Origin of the sequence: Microcoleus sp. D3_18_C2, from assembly GCF_036702395.1 — a bacterium.
In the GTDB taxonomy this organism is placed as follows: Bacteria; Cyanobacteriota; Cyanobacteriia; order Cyanobacteriales; family Microcoleaceae; genus Microcoleus.
In genome coordinates this window covers 1-16,703 of record NZ_JAUBTG010000083.1, presented here as the reverse complement: position 1 = coordinate 16,703, position 16,703 = coordinate 1, and the positions used below count along the sequence as shown (strand labels likewise).

The window sequence follows — 16,703 nt, the reverse complement described above, 5'->3', positions numbered from 1 at the left end:
GCTTTAAATTCAGTTCCAATTCTAGTTGTTAACATTTCTTTACTTACCTTTGTTTTTTTATACCGACCTACTTAACTCAACTCCACGATTCGACAAAATAGGATTGAGTTGCTTGTAAAATTCACTGTACGCCCAACTCGACAACATTCGAGAATATTTTCTACCTTTCTCTCCTAAAGATTCCTTTTTTGTGGAGAAATCAAGTTCTTCACAAACTACGGGACATTCAAATTCCGCAGCCTTTGCTGCTAGTTGCAGGCAAACTTTAACAATTTGAGCCTGTTGCTTGCCGTTCGGCAATCCCATCTGCAATGGAATCTGCCCTTTGGCTTTGAGGTTTCCTTGAAGATCAACATAAGCCCACCCAATAGAACCGGGATTCATATCGATACCGATACAACCGTACATCCTACTTCTAGAAACTTGATTAACAGGATTTGGGGTAAACTGCACAGCAATAACCCACTTTCCGTTTTTGCGGTAGAAGTGCCAGGTCTTAGCCCCGCATTCTGGCTGCCTATTTATCTTGCGATTGAAATCACCGACCTCGGAAGATACAGTTTTCCCGAATCGCGACTCCAAGCATTTGGGGACTCTAAAAGTTATTTTATTTCCATTCCACTGAGAGACTTGATTGCCGAAAGATTCATCCTTGGAACCGACAACAAAGATATCGCCGTAAGGGACGAAGACTTTGAATGGCTTAGTTTTCAAGTATTCGAGTCTATTCGTTAGTAGGGTTAGTCTACGTTTCTTGTTGTGTATTTGAAATCGTACATTCTGCCAATTAGTGGATTTGTTATCGAGCGAACAGGCGATAGGGAAATTGCAGCCCGTCTTTGAGTTATGCCATTTTTTCTTGGCATAAAATTTACGAGCCAATACTAATTTGCGCTCCGCTTTCTTGAGCCATACGCTAAGAGACTTAATCTTTCCTTCAAGAGTTTTTATGTGTAAAATTCTATGCTCTTTGCCCGCGTCTACACGACCTTTGGCAGAACTAATTACACCGTTTGCGTGACGTTTATTGATGCCGTAGGTTTGCTGTAAGTGCGTGTTCCACTCGGACTTCTTGAATTCCGCATTCAAGAGTAAGTGGTTGACTGTTTCAATGCTTGCAGCCCTGAAGATTGGGGCGTAAGCTTCCAAGAACATCTCAAAATCTGTAAATCCAATCTCGTTAAGTTCATCTGCCGGTGTGGGCAAGCCTTTGCAGTACGTTATGGTAGCCATTGATTCGACCTCTCAATGCGGTTGTATCTTAGTATATTAATCGCTTTGCAGAGATTTTGCAAGTTTTTCGATAAGTTTTTTATTTGGGCTCGACCTAGAGCCGTACAGTCGAGCAGAAAATACGGTAATAATTTCTAAAACGTCGCTGGCAAGGTCTTCTTCAAAGGTTGTGTCTTCTTTTTTGTTCAAAATTACCACTTCTACTTCGTGATATTCGCAGAGGGAAAAAATAAGTTCAGATCCAAACCTTAGTAGCCTATCTTTGTGGGTAATTACAAGTCGAACCACTTCGCCGTCTAAGATGGTAGAGATTAGCTTTGTTAGTCCTTTTTTGCGGTAATTCATTCCACTACCTAAATCTCTAATGACTTCATATTCCCAGCCAAAAGACTGACAGTAGCCAGACAAGACAGCATCCTGTCTGTCAAGATCGGCTTTTTGATCGTGACTGGAGACTCTGGCATAAGCAAGTGTCTTTCCTGTTTTTTGTTCAACAAAGTCGGAAAGACGATATCGCCTGTGTCCGCCATCTGTCCGCACGGACTCTAGTTTTCCCTCTTTTTCCCAGCGTCGTATTGTGTCAACGCTGACCGCCTTGAGTTCTGCCAATTCACCAATGCTAATCAGTCTGTTCATTAATTTACCGAGAATCTGGTTCCTAAATCCTAGGTAAATCTAGGTAAATTGTCAACTGCCGTTAACCCCAGATTCCCGCAGATTTCTTAATTGAAACCTTTGTTAAAATCAGAATGTCAACAAAGTCAATCAAAAAAGGAGAAACTTAGGATGTTAGAAACAAATTTCGGAGAAATTAGAGCATTAGCTGAAAATTTAGACCCAATTATTGCCGATCCCCCAAACATCAAATTACTCACAGGGCCATTGCCAAATCCAGCCAGCGACCCCAACTTTTTTGACTTAACTCCCAATGACGACGTAGTTCAATTAGCAAATGGAATTCTCCAGAATACTCCCGGAGGTTTGCGGGCCTTAGCTGGTAACGATTTTGTCAGAGGTTCCGGTGGTGCGGAACTGATGAACGGTAACAGCGGCACAGATACTTTAATCGGAGGTTGCGGCAGCGATACTATTCGCGGCGGCCAAGATTTTGACATTCTTTATGGAGAATGTGGCAGCGATTTTGTCAGCGGAGATCAAGATAATGACCACGTTTATGGAGGCACGGCAAATGACTTTATTCGCGGCGGTAAAGGGAATGATGCTTTAGTAGGAGATAGTGGAAATGATACTATAATCGGTGATGCTGGAATTGATAGACTTTGGGGAAGTGAAGGCGCAGATTTGTTTGTTCTCCGCACAGAAATGGGAGCAACTTCGGGGGAAATTGGTTCGCTGCAACCGCCTCCTAGTGGCAATTTTGATGTAGATGAAGTGACTGCAGATTTTATTCTCGATTACGATCCGGCTGAAGGTGATGTAATTGGATTGACGGGAGGATTGACGCGAAATGATATTGTTTTGAGCGAAAGGTTTTTAACCATTGGTGATGCCAGAGATTATGACAGCAGTGGCCCTTTTCCTCCGGGAATTCCTCGCACTGCTGATTTTAGAATTTTAAATACTAAGGCGACGGTGATTCGGGAAGCTAGCAGCGGCAATATCTTGGGTTTGGTGAAGGATGTTTCGCCGAGTCAACTTCAGTTTACCTCTGTGTCTGACGGGACGATCGCCCTTGGATAATCCGCACCCTACAATAGACATCTCCAAAATATAAACTCAAGGGCGGGCGAGACGCCCACCCCACAAAACAAACTTTCTTGTGGGGTGGGCGTCTCGCCCGCCAACCCGATGTGCATAAGCCGGGTAATTTGTTTGTTGGAGGTGTCTAATCTTTAAGATTGCCAGAAATCGGCCACATCATATCCCATTTCGGTGAGCATTTGCCGCAGCAGAGGTAAGCTCAAACCAATCACATTCGTGTGGCATCCTTCGATTTGTTCCACAAAAAAGCCACCTTTACCTTCCAGTGCAAAACAGCCTGCACATTGCAAGGGCTCTCCGGTAGCGACGTAAGCCGCAATTTGGCGCGAGGTAACTTCCGCAAAATGAACTTTTGTAACTTGACAGCGAATGCTCGATCGAGACATTGCCTCATCCAAGTCATCGAATCTAGTATCAATTAAAGCATGACCCGTATACAGTTCGCCCACCTTACCGCGCATTTTCTGCCAGCGCGAGATTGCTTCCTCCGCATCCTTGGGTTTGCCGTGAATTTCGCCATCTATGAGCAAAATTGAATCGCATCCCAACACCAAACACGCTTTGGGATTGGGGATTTGGGGGTGAGAATTAGCCAGTAAAAACTTAGCTACAGCCTCAGCTTTTCCCTCTGCTAACACCTGCACTAAATTAGTGGCATCTTTCATTTGTATTTGCCCTTCATCAAAGTCGCTGGGGCAAATCACAGCTTGAATGCCAGCATTTTCTAGCAGGCGGCGGCGGGCTGGAGAAGCTGAAGCTAATACAAAATTTGGAATTTTCATAAGTTAAGAAGGAAGAAGGAAGAGATGAGAAGGAAGAAGGAAGAAGGAAGAAGGAAGAAGAAAGAAAAATCAACTAAAATATTCCTCATCTCCAATGACCTGCGCCCTATTCCCCATTCCCAACTACTTTTTAACCTACTAATAAACAGAGAAAGATTTAACAACTTTCTCAAAAGCTTCTTTTACCTTTGGCCAGCGTTCTTCGGTAGTGGAAACGTTAAGGGTAAAAAGTTTGCCGCGGCTGACTGCTACACTCGCTAAGTTGTGGCGTTCTTGGTTTGGCAACTTAACGGCGTATTCTAAAATGTAATAGTTTTTCGATCGCGATTCACGAGCTTCTGCATTGACTAATTCAGCTTCGCGGCCCGAATCAGCCGGGGCGATCGCACTTTTGCTGAGCTTGTATCCCACATCCGTCGGCGATCCCAAATCCGCCAGAGTTTTGTCCTTCGCGACTGGACTGATTACCACGCTAACGTTCTCGGTTTGCTGAATCAAATCGCGGAACACCACATCGGGCCCGTTAGAAACCGCGATCGGCAGCCAGCCGTTAGGATAGAGAAATTGATAGCCATCGCCAGTATCAACGTAGCTTTTGAGTCCGGTGACTTTAGACACACAACCTGTCAAGGTGAGGCTTAGAACCACCAGAAGTATTGCCGCAATTCGTTTGAGCATTCTTTTTACGGGTAGGGTAACAGTAAAATATTTAATTTTAATTGTCTCACCAAACCTTGCCCCTAAAAATAGTTAAGCTATGGATCGCTGTTTGTGTAACGCCAGCGATCCATAGCCAGATAGTTTAATTGTTAACAAAATCATTACAGGTGAGTCAGCCAGCTAATCAGCCCGTGCTTGGTCGAAACTTCTAAAGCCAAGAGAGAAACAAAGCCAATCATGGCAAGGCGGCCGTTTAAGCGTTCTGCGTAGGGGGTAAAGCCGGTGCGGGGTTCGTCATCGACGTATACTTGCGGCTCGATCGCAAAATTGTTCATTTTGCCTTGGTCGTCCAGCATTAAGCCTCTGTTACTCATGTTTTTTTTCCTAAATGGTTTTTAGTGTACTGTAACTAAATGTAACAGACTTGTGAAGATATGTAAAGGATTGTGAGAATTTTTTTTTAAATACCCCGATCTGACACCAGTTTATAAAAAAACTGCAACTGTAGGCAAGCTCTAAACCCTTATCTAGTCAGTCTTTCCCAATTCTCAAATCTAAAATCTAAAATCTAACAATGGTATGACTGTGGGTAGACTCTGGGCCCCAGAGGGGGGAGGATAGAGTGGAGAGGCACAAAAGTCGATGGTGTATGGCAAATCCAGTCTGGGTTTGACGAAAATTGTGGAACGGAGGAAAAATTTATGCGGGCCAGTCTGGAAATGCGGTGGTTTTATAGCGGTGCACTGCCAAAATCAATCAATCAATGGTTTGGAAGCGAGAGTCTCGGCACGTATCTTTCGCCTCCCGAAGAGCGGGAAGACATATATTTGCTAGTACCAAGCTGCGACTACTTAGGAGTGAAGCTACGTGGGAAAACCTTGGAGGTAAAGTGGCGTCAGGGAGAGTTGGGGACAATGCCCTTCGGCAACCGCTGGGAAGGCAAAGCCGAAAAGTGGCTGAAGTGGGTTTGTGCGGACACGATGGCGCCGATACCGGCGGATATTTTGGCGACAGGAAAGTGGGTGGGAGTCAAGAAAAAGCGAGCGCAGCGTCTTTACCACGTTTCGGAGTCGGGTGCGGTAATGTCAGTGCCAGTAGAAGCCCCCATTCCTCAAGGTTGCACCGTGGAACTTACTCAGTTGAACATTAACGGCAGCGCGTGGTGGACTTTGGGATTTGAAGCATTTGGCAGCGAAAGTTCTTTGACAGAAAACCTGCAAACAGTAGCTAGTTGGACTAGCAAGAGTTATCAGGCGCAAAAGTTAAAAGCTGAGGATTCATCTGCTTATCCGGTTTGGCTGGCTAGCAAGTAATATTAAACCCGGCTTTAATAATACCTCCTGTATTTTTTAGTCGCCCTCTGCTGGGACGAGAGTTTGTGTAGATGCGGTTTCAAGAGTCTGATGGAAGGGGTTTCTAACTATAGCGCGAGCGGTCTTCGCGAGGGGGGCGCTCGCACTGCACTCGAAAAATTACAGCAGATTTCAGGTAAATGAAGAACAAAGAAACCTGTTTGGAGTAGGGGCAATGCCAAGAGAACCCTCCCTGATTCAGGATTTCAGTTCAAAACTCAAAACTATTCCCCCTCTCTCCGATTCTCCTCCTCTTTCATTTTCCCCACTCGGCCAGCACTTCTGAGAATTTGACAAGCTAAAATTGCCGCCCCAAACCCGTTATCAATATTCACCACACCCACACCAGCCGCACAAGAATTGAGCATAGTTAAAAGAGGAGCAATCCCGCCAAAACTCGCGCCGTAACCCACACTCGTCGGCACAGCAATCACCGGACAATCTGCCAAACCCGCAACCACACTCGCCAAAGCACCTTCCATACCCGCAACAGCAATCAACACATCAGCATCAGCAATCACGTGCCGGTTGCTCAGCAAGCGGTGAATGCCGGCAACTCCGACATCCCACAAACGTCGCACCTGAAAACCGCAAAGTTCCGCAGTAATTGCCGCTTCTTCCGCTACAGGCAAATCCGCCGTTCCCGCACTGATAATAGTCACAGTACCCGGATGCTGCGGAGTTGGGGAATTAGGAGAAATTGCACAAATTCGAGCCTTTTGGTAGTAGCACAAATCGGGTATTTTTTGTTGCAATTGCTCGAAAACTTCCGGTTCGATTCGTGTCGCCATCACCGCCGAATTTCGCCCGCGCATCGCCTCGATAATCTCAACAATTTGGTCGGGCGTTTTCCCTGGGCCCCAGATTACTTCAGGAAAACCGGTTCTTAAAGTGCGGTGGTGGTCAATTTTGGCAAAATCGCCGACTTGTTCAAAGTCAAAATGCTTTAATTTATCTAAAGCGGCGATCGGACTAATATCGCCAGTGGCAACTGATTCGAGTAACTGCTGTAAAATTTTAGGTTCCATAAACTAATAACAAATGACTGCTAACTAATGACCTGCCCAAAAACGGATACAAGCCCCCAACTTAAATCGCGATGGCACAATTTTAGACTCTTGTTCAAGTTCCCAGATTCATCTTTAGACTAAATGAAATCTAAAATCTAAAATCTAAAATCTAAAATCGACTGACTATTCTGTTATTTTCAACTCGTACAAATTCCAGAAAGCACCGCCGAGGGCACTGTAGCGAATTCCCGAAACGCGATCGCGCACCGCCTCAAAAGTCAGCGGATTTACCATATAAACAAAAGGCACTTGTTCCGCTATAATCCGCTGCGCCTCCCCATAAATTTCCTTGCGCTTCGCCTCATCAAGCTCCTGAGAAGCTTTCACGTAAAGGTCATCGATTTTCTGCTCCCAGTCGTAAACTTGCCAACCCTGAATCGGCGGTTCTCCGGCTTGCGGGCCTTGGTTGAAACTGTGCAGTGTGCCGTTAACAGACCAAATATTGTAGCCGCTGTGCGGTTCAGTACCTCCCGTAAAACCGCCGAGGTAAGTATCCCAATTCCGCGTCAATCGCAGCTTTTCCACATAAGTGTTAAAACTCAGGAACTGCGTATCAATTTGCATCCCCAGTTTGCCCAAGTCTTGCTTAATTTGCGTTGCCATTTGTTCCCGAACTTTTTTACCTGCCGCCATCAACAAAGTAAATCGCACCTTGTTGCCTTCAGCATCCAACAATTCTTCGTTACTATTATACTTGAATCCAGCACTTAACAGTAACTCTTTGGCTTTTTGTCGATCGTAACTGTAAGTTTTCAATCCCTGTTCTGGGGACAGGTAGAACGGGCTTTGCGCCGGAATTGGGGAATGCAGCGGCGCGCCCAGTCCGCGATAGATATTGTTAGTCATGGCGGATCGGTTGATGCCGTAGGCGATCGCCTGCCTAAATTCCTTACTCGCAAACCAGCGAGACTTAACCGGGTCTACAAACGGCTGATTTTGAGCATTGCGCCCCTTATTCAGATTGAAACACATAAACACGCTGCCAGTATCTGGGCCGCCGTTAAAGACCGTATATTGGCCGCGTTTTTCCTCCCGTTTCAGCAGGGGAAACACTTCCGGCTCCACATTCAGAGTATCCAAATCGCCCGATCGAAAATTCAGCAGTTGATTATCTGTATTTTCGATAATTTGCCAAACAATTTGCTGGATGTAAGGTTGAGAATTTCCCTCTGCATCTTGGCGCCAAAAATAGGGATTTCGTTCCAAAACCACGCGCTGATTGGGAGTGTAGCTCAGCATTCGATATTGACCATTTCCGACAATTTTTTTAGGATCAGTATCCGTGCCCCAAGTAGTCAGGAATTTAGGATTACCATCTGCATCTGTATTTTCGACAGCTTCCTGTAAAATATGAGCTGGTAAAATTGGGATTCCCCCAGCATATCTAATAAATGGAGCAAAGGGTTCTGCAACGGAAAATTCAACGCGGCGGCTGTCAAGTTTTTTAACTTTTGGGAATTCGCGACTCATGCCAACTCTCAGAGTATCTTTCAAACCGCTAGGAATTTTGTCATTGAAATAAATCTTTTCATAGCTGAAGATAATGTCATCAGTAGTCATCGGTTGGCCGTCCGACCATTTCAAGCCCTCTCGCAGGGTAAAGACAATCTTTTTGCCATCTTTAGACACTTCCCAGGACTCGGCTAAACCGGGTTCTAGCTGCGATGTCAAGCCGTTTTCGTTGATCAATCCCTCGTACATATAGCCAAAGACGCTGTATGCAGATTGATTTAGCGGGTAGTTAAAGGTAGCTGGGCCGCTGGGGGTGGGAACGATGAGTCTGTTTACTAAGTTCGATCGCACCGGAGTGCACGCAGACATAGTTATAGTGGCAATTGCGGCCAGTAAAATCACGAGCCAGCGCAGTCTTGAATGTACCATCATAGAAATTTTCATAACTTTTAACTATACCATTTCAGTGCAACTACGACTGAGACTGTAGCCAACCGAGAAAATCTTCCGTGACCGAGAAATACTTCATTATTCCTACTTCCCGCAAAGCATCTCGAACTTTCGGCAGACCAAATTCTTTTGTATTATTGCTCAAAAATACCTTAACTTCATTAGGATGTAAGTGTGCGTGATTCAAGATGCAGTGCAGAATCAAATTGTCTGTCGGGTCTTCTTCAATAAAAATTGAATTCAAACTTTCTCGAAGTATGCCTGCTGTTAATGGGAGCATTTCTATCTTTATAGCCAACAAATCAAGAGCAGCAAAAAGACGTGCATTAATATCATTGAGCAACACCTCATTCTCATTGAGAGATTCCTCTAAGTGGAAGACAAGAGACTGGGCAGAGGGTGAAGTTTTATCTCGCTTTAGCTGACTGATTTGTTTTTCCATTTCACCTAAAAAACGGTTTCGTCGCTTGATTTCGTCTTCTAAAGCCGAAAGTGATTCCATGCAGCAAATACTTGGTATTGCTATGTTGACTGATGTCGGTACACTCACCAACAAGTTGTTAGCGTCTGGATCGCGTCCCGTAGCAATGCTCATCAGAAAGTTAGTCTCGATATATAAAATTGCCACCAATTTCTACCCCTGATTTTGTCGTCCCACCTGCTAGCAGCGGCAGCAAGCCGATTTTTGCTATCTGTTCTGACGCGGTGGGAATCTCAGACTTCCAATTATAAGCTAAGTCGCGCAGCCATGCTTCAACCAGTCTAGTTAGGTATCGCTTAAAGATCCGTTTGCTGCCAAATTCCGGCTCATAATGGCGAAGTATTTCACCAGTGTTTAGAGAACAAACAGGTTCAGATAAGTTTACTCCGTCCCATTTGAAAATCAGAATTTGTTCGGTGTCAACAAACATCGCATAGGGAATGAGTGTGCGCTGCTCGGATATCTTCGCTAACGCAGCTTTCATCCAAGATATCATGTAGTCAGCAATCCTTTGCTTTGCTGCTGGTTCTTGAGCTTCAATAATTTTAACTTCGATTAGCACGACTACCCGATCGTCCTTATCCAATGCGATAATATCCGCGTCAATGGGTAACTCTAAATCCAAGGTTTCAGTTTGCATGGTTTTGGTCTTCCTAAAACGTAGATTAAAGTTCTATTTTAGCACTAACAAAACTACAGCGTAAGCTGCGATTCCTTCTTCTCTCCCAACGGGGCCTAGCTTTTCGTTGGTAGTAGCTTTGATGCCGATTTGGTCTGGTTTCAATTGTAGGACAGCAGAAAGCCGATCGCGCATTTGCTCAATATGCGGTTTCAGCTTTGGACGTTCTGCCACCACCACCGAATCAATATTGCCGATTTCCCAGCCTTTATCTAATATTAACTGATTGACTTGTGCCAGCAATACGAGACTATCAGCACCCTTCCATTTCGGGTCAGTCGGCGGGAAATACAGCCCGATATCTCCTAAACTGAGAGCTCCGAGCATCGCGTCCATGATAGCGTGGGTAAGTACGTCTGCGTCGCTGTGGCCGAGTAAGCCTAATTCGTGGGGAATATTGACACCGCCTAGGATGAGAGGACGATCGGGAACTAAGCAGTGAATGTCGTAGCCATTGCCGATGCGGATGTTCATGTAAAAGGAAGGTTGGGTAAGTATAGTAGAAGACAATTATTTCATATTTTCAGGGAGATAAGTGAATTTATTTTTTAAGGCAGAGCCGAGTGTTAAATATTTTTTTTTGCTGATTTCCTTAGCAGCTATGGCAATCCTAAAGCTTGTGGAGGGGAGAGAAGGGTTAATGCTGGAAACGCTAGAAAATTATGGGGACTTCTCGATGAGTGCTCTCCTGAACTCAAAGACTTACAAACGCGAATCCAAAATTTATTAGGCTCTTAAATATACGAGATTTACGCATCAAGACCAAAGAAACCGGGTTTTTTACCGAATCTGTGGACTACCACGAAGTATTACCGCAAAAAACCCGGTTTCTGACCATGAATTTCAAAGGTGGTATCCGCCACGTGATTTATCCGTGGAATCAATCCCAAATCGAAAATCAAAAATCCTTGCGTCCCCCGCATTTATCTCGCGCAAGTCAATCGAAAATCGAAAATCTAAAATCGATTGACCACTCGTGCGATCGCCCTTTCTCCTATTCTTCCCTCTCCTGCAACCACCGATCGTACAAATCCAGCCTGCGCGATCGAGTTCTTTCAATTTGCTGTTCCCTGCGCCAGCGAGCAATTTCTGCGTGATTACCAGACAGCAACACGTCGGGCACCTTCAATCCCCGAAAATCCGCCGGTCGAGTGTACTGCGGATAATCCAAAAGTCCGTCCTCAAAACTCTCAAACTTTAGCGAATCTTCCTTGGCCACAGTTCCCCGCAGCAATCGCAAAACCCCATTAATCAAAGCTAAAGCTGGAATTTCGCCTCCCGTGAGAACAAAGTCGCCCAACGATACCTCGCGAGTGACTAAATGCAGGACTCGATCGTCCACACCTTCATAATGACCGCAAATCAATACCAACTGATCGCGATCGGCAGCCAACTCCCGAAACATCGCCTGCTGCATCGGTTCCCCCTGGGGAGTCAGCAAAATCACCTCCCGCCGTGGCAAAACCGGCAGCGACTCCACCGCAGCAAAAATCGGTTCCGGTTTCATCAGCATCCCCACTCCGCCCCCGTAAGGCTCATCATCGACTCGCTGGTGCTTGTCTGTGGTAAAATCGCGGGGATTGACAAAATTCACCTCAGCAATCTTTTTAGCTAAGGCTTTGCCCATCAGTCCCGACTCTAGGGGAGCCCGGAAAAATTCTGGAAATAGGGTAACAACGTCAAATCGCACAATTATTGGAATTTCATTGATACATCACCTCTAGTTTGACCTTTAGGGGGAGTTCAGTTTTCAGTAATTGCTTTATTCTTTATAATTTCTTATAATTTCTGAAAATTTTGGCAAGTTAAATTCTCTTCCTTTGTCGGCGGGCCGGTTTTGTACAAAAATAATCTGTTTTTCATGACAGCGACTGCAAGTAAACTCGCCCCCAAACAACTGCGGGATCGCGCGATCGCCGATCGCACCTCGCTGGCACCAAAAAATATTTATTCTTAAAAAGCCCCATTCTACCCACAGCCACGGCAAAATTGAATTTCACATCCAACAGAGGAAGACACACCATGCAGCAGTTGACATCTCAAGCCCTTGAACACAATATTCCCCCGCGCACAAAAACCTCGATTATGGTCATCGGGGGAGCCGAAGACAAAGTTCACGGGCGAGAGATTCTGAACACCTTTTTTTGCCGTGCTGGGGGTGCAAACGCTCGGCTGGCGATCGTTCCCTGCGCTTCGCGAGATCCCGAAGGAATTAGCAACCGCTACCGCACAATATTTGACGAAATGGGCGTTAGCGCCGTCAAAGTAGTGGACATCCGCGAACGCGAACAAGGGGAAAACCCCGTCTGGAAGGATTACTTAGAAGACTGTACGGGCGTATTCATCACAGGTGGCGACCAACTGCGGCTCTGTGGGCTGCTGGCGGACACCCCGCTGATGGAGAAAATTCGCAAAGAAACTCTCGAAGGCAAGATTACCCTCGCTGGCACCAGCGCGGGTGCGGCGGTGATGGGATATCACATGATTGCAGGCGGTGGGAGTGGCGCCCCGCCGAACCGCTCTTTAGTAGACATGGCAAACGGACTTAACATTATTCCTGAGATCATCGTAGACCAGCATTTTCACAACCGCAATCGCATGGCTCGCTTGCTGTCGGCTGTGGCTTGTCATCCCGATCGCATCGCTATTGGTATTGACGAAGACACCTGCGCCTTGTTTGAGGGAGACGATACTATGAAAATTCTCGGTAAAGGCACTGTGACTATTGTTGATTCTAGGGAAAATTTTTATACCAATGAATCTATGGTAGGAGCGACAGAACCCTTAAGTCTGTTCAATATGCGCTTGCACGTTCTGTGTCACGGAGATTGCTACAATATGCCCCAAGGCAAACCCATGCCATCGGGAGCGTGTTCCGAGTCTGGCTGGCCCCCCGAATGCCGCACAGCCAACTAAGGTAGAACATCTCTTGTCATTGATTCGGCAGAAATTAGGCGGCATTCCGGCCGAATCATGGATACAACAATAGAATAGATGCCGAAGCAGCCACGGTCTGACCCCAGGAGACCGAACCACAGAAAATTCTAGCTTCAGGCTTTGAGTTTTTGCTAGCCATGTACCTGTAGTTTTTAGCCGATCGCAGGGGCATGAATTTTAAATTGGGTAGCCCATAACTGGAAATTCACTCCCAAACTGTTCGCAGCGAACAGTCGATCGAGCAATCTAGATCGAAATTGAATAAATGCTCCAATTATCTATAAGATTTCGCGCCCCATACCCCTCTAACTGCCATGAAAATACTTAAAATCCAGACATTACGCGGCCCCAACTACTGGAGCATCAGACGCCAGAAACTCGTCCTGATGCGTCTGGATTTAGAGGAGTGGGCAGATAAAACCACAGCGGAAATTCCTGGATTCTATGAAGGGTTGATCGCCGCACTTCCGAGTTTGAACGACCATCACTGTTCTCCAGGCCATCAGGGAGGATTCCTGCAACGGGTCAGAGAAGGCACAATGATGGGACACGTAATCGAACACGTCGCCCTCGAACTTCAGGAAATGGCAGGAATGCCGGTCGGGTTCGGCCGTACCCGCGAGACTGCGACCCCAGGTATTTACCAAGTAGTAATCGAGTATCAAAACGAACAAGCCGGTCGCTATGCAGCCCGGGCGGGCGTGCGGATGTGCCAAAGTATTGCCGATACAGGCACTTATCCAGCAGCCGAATTAGTCCAAGATTTGAGAGACCTCAAAGAGTTTGCTGCGTCGGCGGCCCTGGGGCCGAGCACGGAAACACTGATTAAGGAAGCAGAAGCGCGCGGCATTCCTTGGATACCTTTGAGCGCCCGGTTTATGATTCAACTCGGCTACGGGGTTCACCAAAAGCGGATTCAGGCAACTCTGAGCAACCGGACGGGAGTTTTGGGGGTAGAACTTGCCTGTGACAAGGAAGGTACCAAAAATATCCTCGCCAGCGCCGGCGTGCCGGTTCCCAGAGGGACGGTGATTCATTATTTGGACGAATTGCGCGGGGCGATCGAAGATGTCGGCGGTTTTCCGATCGTCCTCAAACCCCTAGACGGCAACCACGGCCGCGGCATTACGATCGACATCAATTCCTGGGAAGCAGCAGAAGAAGCCTACGACTTAGCCAGCGCAGCATCAAAAACAAAAAGCGTCATTGTCGAGCGCTATTACGTCGGCCGCGATCACCGAGTATTGGTAGTCAACGGGCAAGTCATAGCAGTCGCAGAACGAGTACCCGCTAACGTCGTAGGTAACGGCAAGTCTACAGTAGAACAGCTTATTGAAGAAGTAAACCGCGACCCGCAGCGAGGAGACGGACACGACAACGTGCTCACCCGGATCACGATCGACAAATTGTCCCTGGATTTGCTGCAAAAACAAGGATACGCGATGGACTCCGTAGTGCCCGCCGGCGAAAGAGTATTTTTGCGCGCGACAGCAAACTTGAGTACCGGTGGCATTGCAGTCGATCGCACCGACGAAATCCACCCAGAAAACGTCTGGCTGTTTTCCAGAGTCGCCAAAATTATCGGTTTGGACATCGCCGGCATTGACGTAGTAACTCCCGACATTTCCCAACCCCTGCGCGATGTCAACGGCGTCATCGTCGAAGTCAACGCAGCACCGGGTTTCAGAATGCACGTCGCCCCAAGTCAAGGTTTACCCCGCAACGTCGCCGGCGCCGTCTTCGATATGCTATTCCCCTCGCCTCAACCCAGCCGGGTGCCAATTTTAGCGGTAACGGGAACCAACGGCAAAACGACAACCACTCGCCTGCTAGCCCACATTGTCAAGCAGACAGGTCAGATTACCGGCTATACAACTACCGACGGCACTTACATCGGCGATTATTTGGTCGAAACCGGAGACAATACCGGGCCCCAGAGTGCTCAATTGATTTTGTCCGATCCGACGGTGGAAGTGGCCGTGTTGGAAACTGCCAGAGGCGGAATTTTGCGATCGGGCCTCGGCTTCGATCAGTGCGATGTCGGCGTCGTCTTGAACGTCGCAGCCGATCACTTGGGCATTGGCGACATCGACACCGTGGAACAACTGGCCAAACTCAAGAGCGTCCTCGTCGAGTCGGTAATGCCCAAAGGCTATGCAGTTTTGAATGCAGACGACCCGCTAGTATCACAAATGGCGCAGCGTGTCAAGGCTCAAATTGCATATTTTTCCATGAACCCGGACAACGAACTGGTTGCCAAACATACCGCGGCGGGCGGGCTGGCAGCGATTTACGAAAATGGGTACTTGTCGATCTTAAAAGGCGATTGGACGCTGAGAATTGAGCAGGCTGTGAACGTGCCGCTGACGATGGGCGGGCGCGCGCCGTTTATGATTGCTAATGCTTTAGCAGCTTGTTTGGCGGCTTTTGCCCAAGGATTGAAAATAGAAGATATTCGCGCTGCTTTGTCAAGCTTCCAAGCATCCGTCGGTCAAACTCCCGGAAGGATGAATTTGTTTAATTTGGGCACCTATCACGCTTTACTCGACTACGCCCACAACCCCCACAGCTACAAAGCTTTGGGCAGTTTCGTGCTGAATTGGCCGGGACGGCGGATCGGGGTAGTAGGTGCCCCCGGAGACCGGCGAGATGAAGATTTTGTCACGCTGGGCAAACTTTCGGCCGAGATGTTCGATCGTATCATTGTCAAAGAAGATATTGACAGGCGCGGCCGAGAACCCGGTGTTGTGGCAAAGTTAATTTGCCAGGGAATTGCCGAGGCGATTTCTGCCGGAACCGCAAACAAATCTCAAGTTGAATACGAGTTGATTCTCGACGAAACAACGGCCGTTAACAAGGCTTTAGACGAGGCGCCGGCCGGCAGTTTGGTAGTAATTTTACCTGAAGGTGTCAACAAAGCTTTGAGTTTAATTGAAGCCCGGAAACCGATTAAGGAATCTGTGGAAGTGCAAAATGGTTTAGATCGATCGAAGTCACAGGAAAGTTTAAAACCGACCGTTGTGAATCAAGGCTAAACTCTTAAGTCTCATTTAATTAATAGGTTGGGTTACTTGTGTTAAACCCAACCTATTTGTTTGAGAAATTACGTAATTCCTGATTTTTATGGAACCTGCTATACTTAAGAAAAACTTTGTAAATCTTCCTCAGATAGCTGAGCTATTTTCATTAAGGCTCTCAAGGTTCCAACTTTCAAATCTTGATTTCGGTGAACAGGAATTGACAAAATTTGTTCTAGTTCCGGGTTTTCATAGATATGATGACTGCCGGTAACTCTTTTCAAAACCCAACCTTTATGCTCTACTATTTTGCAAAGTCGCTTGCCAGAAATAGATTTCCTACAGCAATTTCCACAACTCTATCTGTGGAGGCAATTGCTTCACGACTATTAGCAACTTCGAGCCAACCTTCAATAGCATCTTTTAAATTAATTATTACTTCTTCTATCGTTTCTCCTTCGGTAATGCAGCCGGGAAGCGCTGGAACTTCTGCCCAATAGCCACCTTCTTCTGCAGGATGTACGATCGCTCTAATTTTCATAGATTTATTGAGGTATTTTTGAAGCACTAAAGCCATAAAAACCGGGTTGCCAAGCAAAATCTTCGTTGTGAACGATCGACTTTAAGGCAGAAACCGGGTTTTTGACTCCGCCTGTATCTAGGAATATCGTCAAGTATATTATAGCAAATATCAATAGTAAAGCGTCCTAACCGCCTGGTTGCTATAAGCTGTTCTACATTTAAACTGTGTGTCAAAAATCAATAAAACTCTTGTGGGACGGGCTTCTAGCCAGGGCGAACGCATCTAAACTTTATGTTAACATAATCTGGTATATTAGAGAAGAATTATTGAGTACCTACCAAACAT

The 16,703-nt window shown here is 46.5% G+C and carries 17 protein-coding genes; 4 read left to right on the top strand and 13 right to left on the bottom strand.

The genetic code is table 11. The features are described 5' to 3' along the window. Positions 1-57: 57 nt before the first annotated feature. Positions 58-1,233, bottom strand: a complete 1,176-nt coding sequence (locus QUA88_RS27555) for a hypothetical protein (protein ID WP_333274918.1) — start codon at positions 1,231-1,233, stop codon at positions 58-60. 36 nt (positions 1,234-1,269) lie between these two features. After that, positions 1,270-1,869 carry an IS607 family transposase gene (locus QUA88_RS27550; RefSeq protein WP_333274915.1) on the bottom strand — a complete coding sequence of 200 codons (600 nt, stop codon included), beginning with the start codon at positions 1,867-1,869 and terminating at the stop codon, positions 1,270-1,272. A gap of 150 nt (positions 1,870-2,019) precedes the next feature. On the opposite strand from QUA88_RS27550, the gene QUA88_RS27545 reads away from it, so the two are divergent. Beyond that, entirely contained in the window at positions 2,020-2,934 is a 915-nt protein-coding gene (locus QUA88_RS27545) for a calcium-binding protein (protein ID WP_333274913.1), read from the top strand. A gap of 152 nt (positions 2,935-3,086) precedes the next feature. On the opposite strand, the gene QUA88_RS27540 is transcribed toward QUA88_RS27545, so the two are convergent. The 3 genes from QUA88_RS27540 to QUA88_RS27530 all read right to left on the bottom strand — a co-directional run bounded on the left by QUA88_RS27540 (position 3,087) and on the right by QUA88_RS27530 (position 4,771). Continuing rightward, positions 3,087-3,737, bottom strand: coding sequence for a nucleoside triphosphate pyrophosphatase (locus QUA88_RS27540; protein WP_333057479.1), 651 nt, complete (start codon positions 3,735-3,737; stop codon positions 3,087-3,089). A 138-nt stretch (positions 3,738-3,875) separates the two neighbouring features. After that, complete coding sequence (gene psbP, locus QUA88_RS27535; protein ID WP_333057481.1) at positions 3,876-4,415, bottom strand: photosystem II reaction center PsbP; 540 nt, start codon at positions 4,413-4,415, stop codon at positions 3,876-3,878. Positions 4,416-4,558: 143 nt separating this feature from the next. Next, on the bottom strand, positions 4,559-4,771 hold the full coding sequence (locus tag QUA88_RS27530; RefSeq protein ID WP_190659021.1) for a high light inducible protein: 213 nt from the start codon (positions 4,769-4,771) through the stop codon (positions 4,559-4,561). 327 nt (positions 4,772-5,098) lie between these two features. On the opposite strand from QUA88_RS27530, the gene QUA88_RS27525 reads away from it, so the two are divergent. Then, the gene (locus tag QUA88_RS27525; RefSeq protein ID WP_333057483.1) at positions 5,099-5,710 is read left to right on the top strand and encodes a hypothetical protein; all 612 of its coding nucleotides are present in this window, start codon (positions 5,099-5,101) and stop codon (positions 5,708-5,710) included. A gap of 263 nt (positions 5,711-5,973) precedes the next feature. On the opposite strand, the gene larB is transcribed toward QUA88_RS27525, so the two are convergent. The 6 genes from larB to trmD all read right to left on the bottom strand — a co-directional run bounded on the left by larB (position 5,974) and on the right by trmD (position 11,571). Beyond that, positions 5,974-6,777 carry a nickel pincer cofactor biosynthesis protein LarB gene (gene larB, locus QUA88_RS27520; protein WP_333057484.1) on the bottom strand — a complete coding sequence of 268 codons (804 nt, stop codon included), beginning with the start codon at positions 6,775-6,777 and terminating at the stop codon, positions 5,974-5,976. Positions 6,778-6,942: 165 nt separating this feature from the next. After that, positions 6,943-8,703, bottom strand: coding sequence for an ABC transporter substrate-binding protein (locus QUA88_RS27515; protein ID WP_333057485.1), 1,761 nt, complete (start codon positions 8,701-8,703; stop codon positions 6,943-6,945). A 40-nt stretch (positions 8,704-8,743) separates the two neighbouring features. Next, on the bottom strand, positions 8,744-9,349 hold the full coding sequence (locus tag QUA88_RS27510; protein ID WP_333057486.1) for a PIN domain-containing protein: 606 nt from the start codon (positions 9,347-9,349) through the stop codon (positions 8,744-8,746). Then, positions 9,324-9,842, bottom strand: coding sequence for a hypothetical protein (locus QUA88_RS27505; RefSeq protein WP_333057487.1), 519 nt, complete (start codon positions 9,840-9,842; stop codon positions 9,324-9,326). The genes QUA88_RS27510 and QUA88_RS27505 overlap by 26 nt, the downstream gene beginning before the upstream one ends. Before the next feature lie 33 nt (positions 9,843-9,875). After that, positions 9,876-10,355, bottom strand: coding sequence for a 2-C-methyl-D-erythritol 2,4-cyclodiphosphate synthase (ispF, locus tag QUA88_RS27500; RefSeq protein WP_333057497.1), 480 nt, complete (start codon positions 10,353-10,355; stop codon positions 9,876-9,878). A 520-nt stretch (positions 10,356-10,875) separates the two neighbouring features. Further along, positions 10,876-11,571, bottom strand: coding sequence for a tRNA (guanosine(37)-N1)-methyltransferase TrmD (gene trmD, locus QUA88_RS27495; protein WP_333057488.1), 696 nt, complete (start codon positions 11,569-11,571; stop codon positions 10,876-10,878). Positions 11,572-11,903: 332 nt separating this feature from the next. On the opposite strand from trmD, the gene QUA88_RS27490 reads away from it, so the two are divergent. Together QUA88_RS27490 and cphA are read left to right on the top strand one after the other, a co-directional pair. Continuing rightward, positions 11,904-12,797 (top strand): cyanophycinase, encoded by an 894-nt coding sequence (locus QUA88_RS27490; protein ID WP_333057489.1) that lies wholly within the window; start codon positions 11,904-11,906, stop codon positions 12,795-12,797. A gap of 335 nt (positions 12,798-13,132) precedes the next feature. After that, the gene (cphA, locus tag QUA88_RS27485) at positions 13,133-15,853 is read left to right on the top strand and encodes a cyanophycin synthetase (RefSeq protein ID WP_333057490.1); all 2,721 of its coding nucleotides are present in this window, start codon (positions 13,133-13,135) and stop codon (positions 15,851-15,853) included. 104 nt (positions 15,854-15,957) lie between these two features. Here the strand turns inward: cphA and QUA88_RS27480 are convergent, their stop codons facing one another. Both QUA88_RS27480 and QUA88_RS27475 read right to left on the bottom strand, forming a co-directional pair. After that, the gene (locus QUA88_RS27480; protein ID WP_293247374.1) at positions 15,958-16,119 is read right to left on the bottom strand and encodes a type II toxin-antitoxin system HicA family toxin; all 162 of its coding nucleotides are present in this window, start codon (positions 16,117-16,119) and stop codon (positions 15,958-15,960) included. Between the two features lie 20 nt (positions 16,120-16,139). Continuing rightward, positions 16,140-16,376, bottom strand: coding sequence for a type II toxin-antitoxin system HicB family antitoxin (locus tag QUA88_RS27475; protein ID WP_333057498.1), 237 nt, complete (start codon positions 16,374-16,376; stop codon positions 16,140-16,142). Between the last annotated feature and the right edge of the window lie 327 nt (positions 16,377-16,703).

What these genes read in the sequence shown, in the direction of transcription:
- QUA88_RS27505 (WP_333057487.1), bottom strand. Translation starts at nt 9,842, where the DNA reads ATGCAAACTGAAACCTTGGATTTAGAGTTACCCATTGACGCGGATATT.
- QUA88_RS27550 (WP_333274915.1), bottom strand. Translation starts at nt 1,869, where the DNA reads ATGAACAGACTGATTAGCATTGGTGAATTGGCAGAACTCAAGGCGGTC.
- QUA88_RS27540 (WP_333057479.1), bottom strand. Translation starts at nt 3,737, where the DNA reads ATGAAAATTCCAAATTTTGTATTAGCTTCAGCTTCTCCAGCCCGCCGC.
- QUA88_RS27475 (WP_333057498.1), bottom strand. Translation starts at nt 16,376, where the DNA reads ATGAAAATTAGAGCGATCGTACATCCTGCAGAAGAAGGTGGCTATTGG.
- QUA88_RS27515 (WP_333057485.1), bottom strand. Translation starts at nt 8,703, where the DNA reads ATGATGGTACATTCAAGACTGCGCTGGCTCGTGATTTTACTGGCCGCA.
- QUA88_RS27490 (WP_333057489.1), top strand. Translation starts at nt 11,904, where the DNA reads ATGCAGCAGTTGACATCTCAAGCCCTTGAACACAATATTCCCCCGCGC.
- ispF (WP_333057497.1), bottom strand. Translation starts at nt 10,355, where the DNA reads ATGAACATCCGCATCGGCAATGGCTACGACATTCACTGCTTAGTTCCC.
- QUA88_RS27545 (WP_333274913.1), top strand. Translation starts at nt 2,020, where the DNA reads ATGTTAGAAACAAATTTCGGAGAAATTAGAGCATTAGCTGAAAATTTA.
- larB (WP_333057484.1), bottom strand. Translation starts at nt 6,777, where the DNA reads ATGGAACCTAAAATTTTACAGCAGTTACTCGAATCAGTTGCCACTGGC.
- QUA88_RS27525 (WP_333057483.1), top strand. Translation starts at nt 5,099, where the DNA reads ATGCGGGCCAGTCTGGAAATGCGGTGGTTTTATAGCGGTGCACTGCCA.
- psbP (WP_333057481.1), bottom strand. Translation starts at nt 4,415, where the DNA reads ATGCTCAAACGAATTGCGGCAATACTTCTGGTGGTTCTAAGCCTCACC.
- cphA (WP_333057490.1), top strand. Translation starts at nt 13,133, where the DNA reads ATGAAAATACTTAAAATCCAGACATTACGCGGCCCCAACTACTGGAGC.
- QUA88_RS27530 (WP_190659021.1), bottom strand. Translation starts at nt 4,771, where the DNA reads ATGAGTAACAGAGGCTTAATGCTGGACGACCAAGGCAAAATGAACAAT.
- QUA88_RS27555 (WP_333274918.1), bottom strand. Translation starts at nt 1,233, where the DNA reads ATGGCTACCATAACGTACTGCAAAGGCTTGCCCACACCGGCAGATGAA.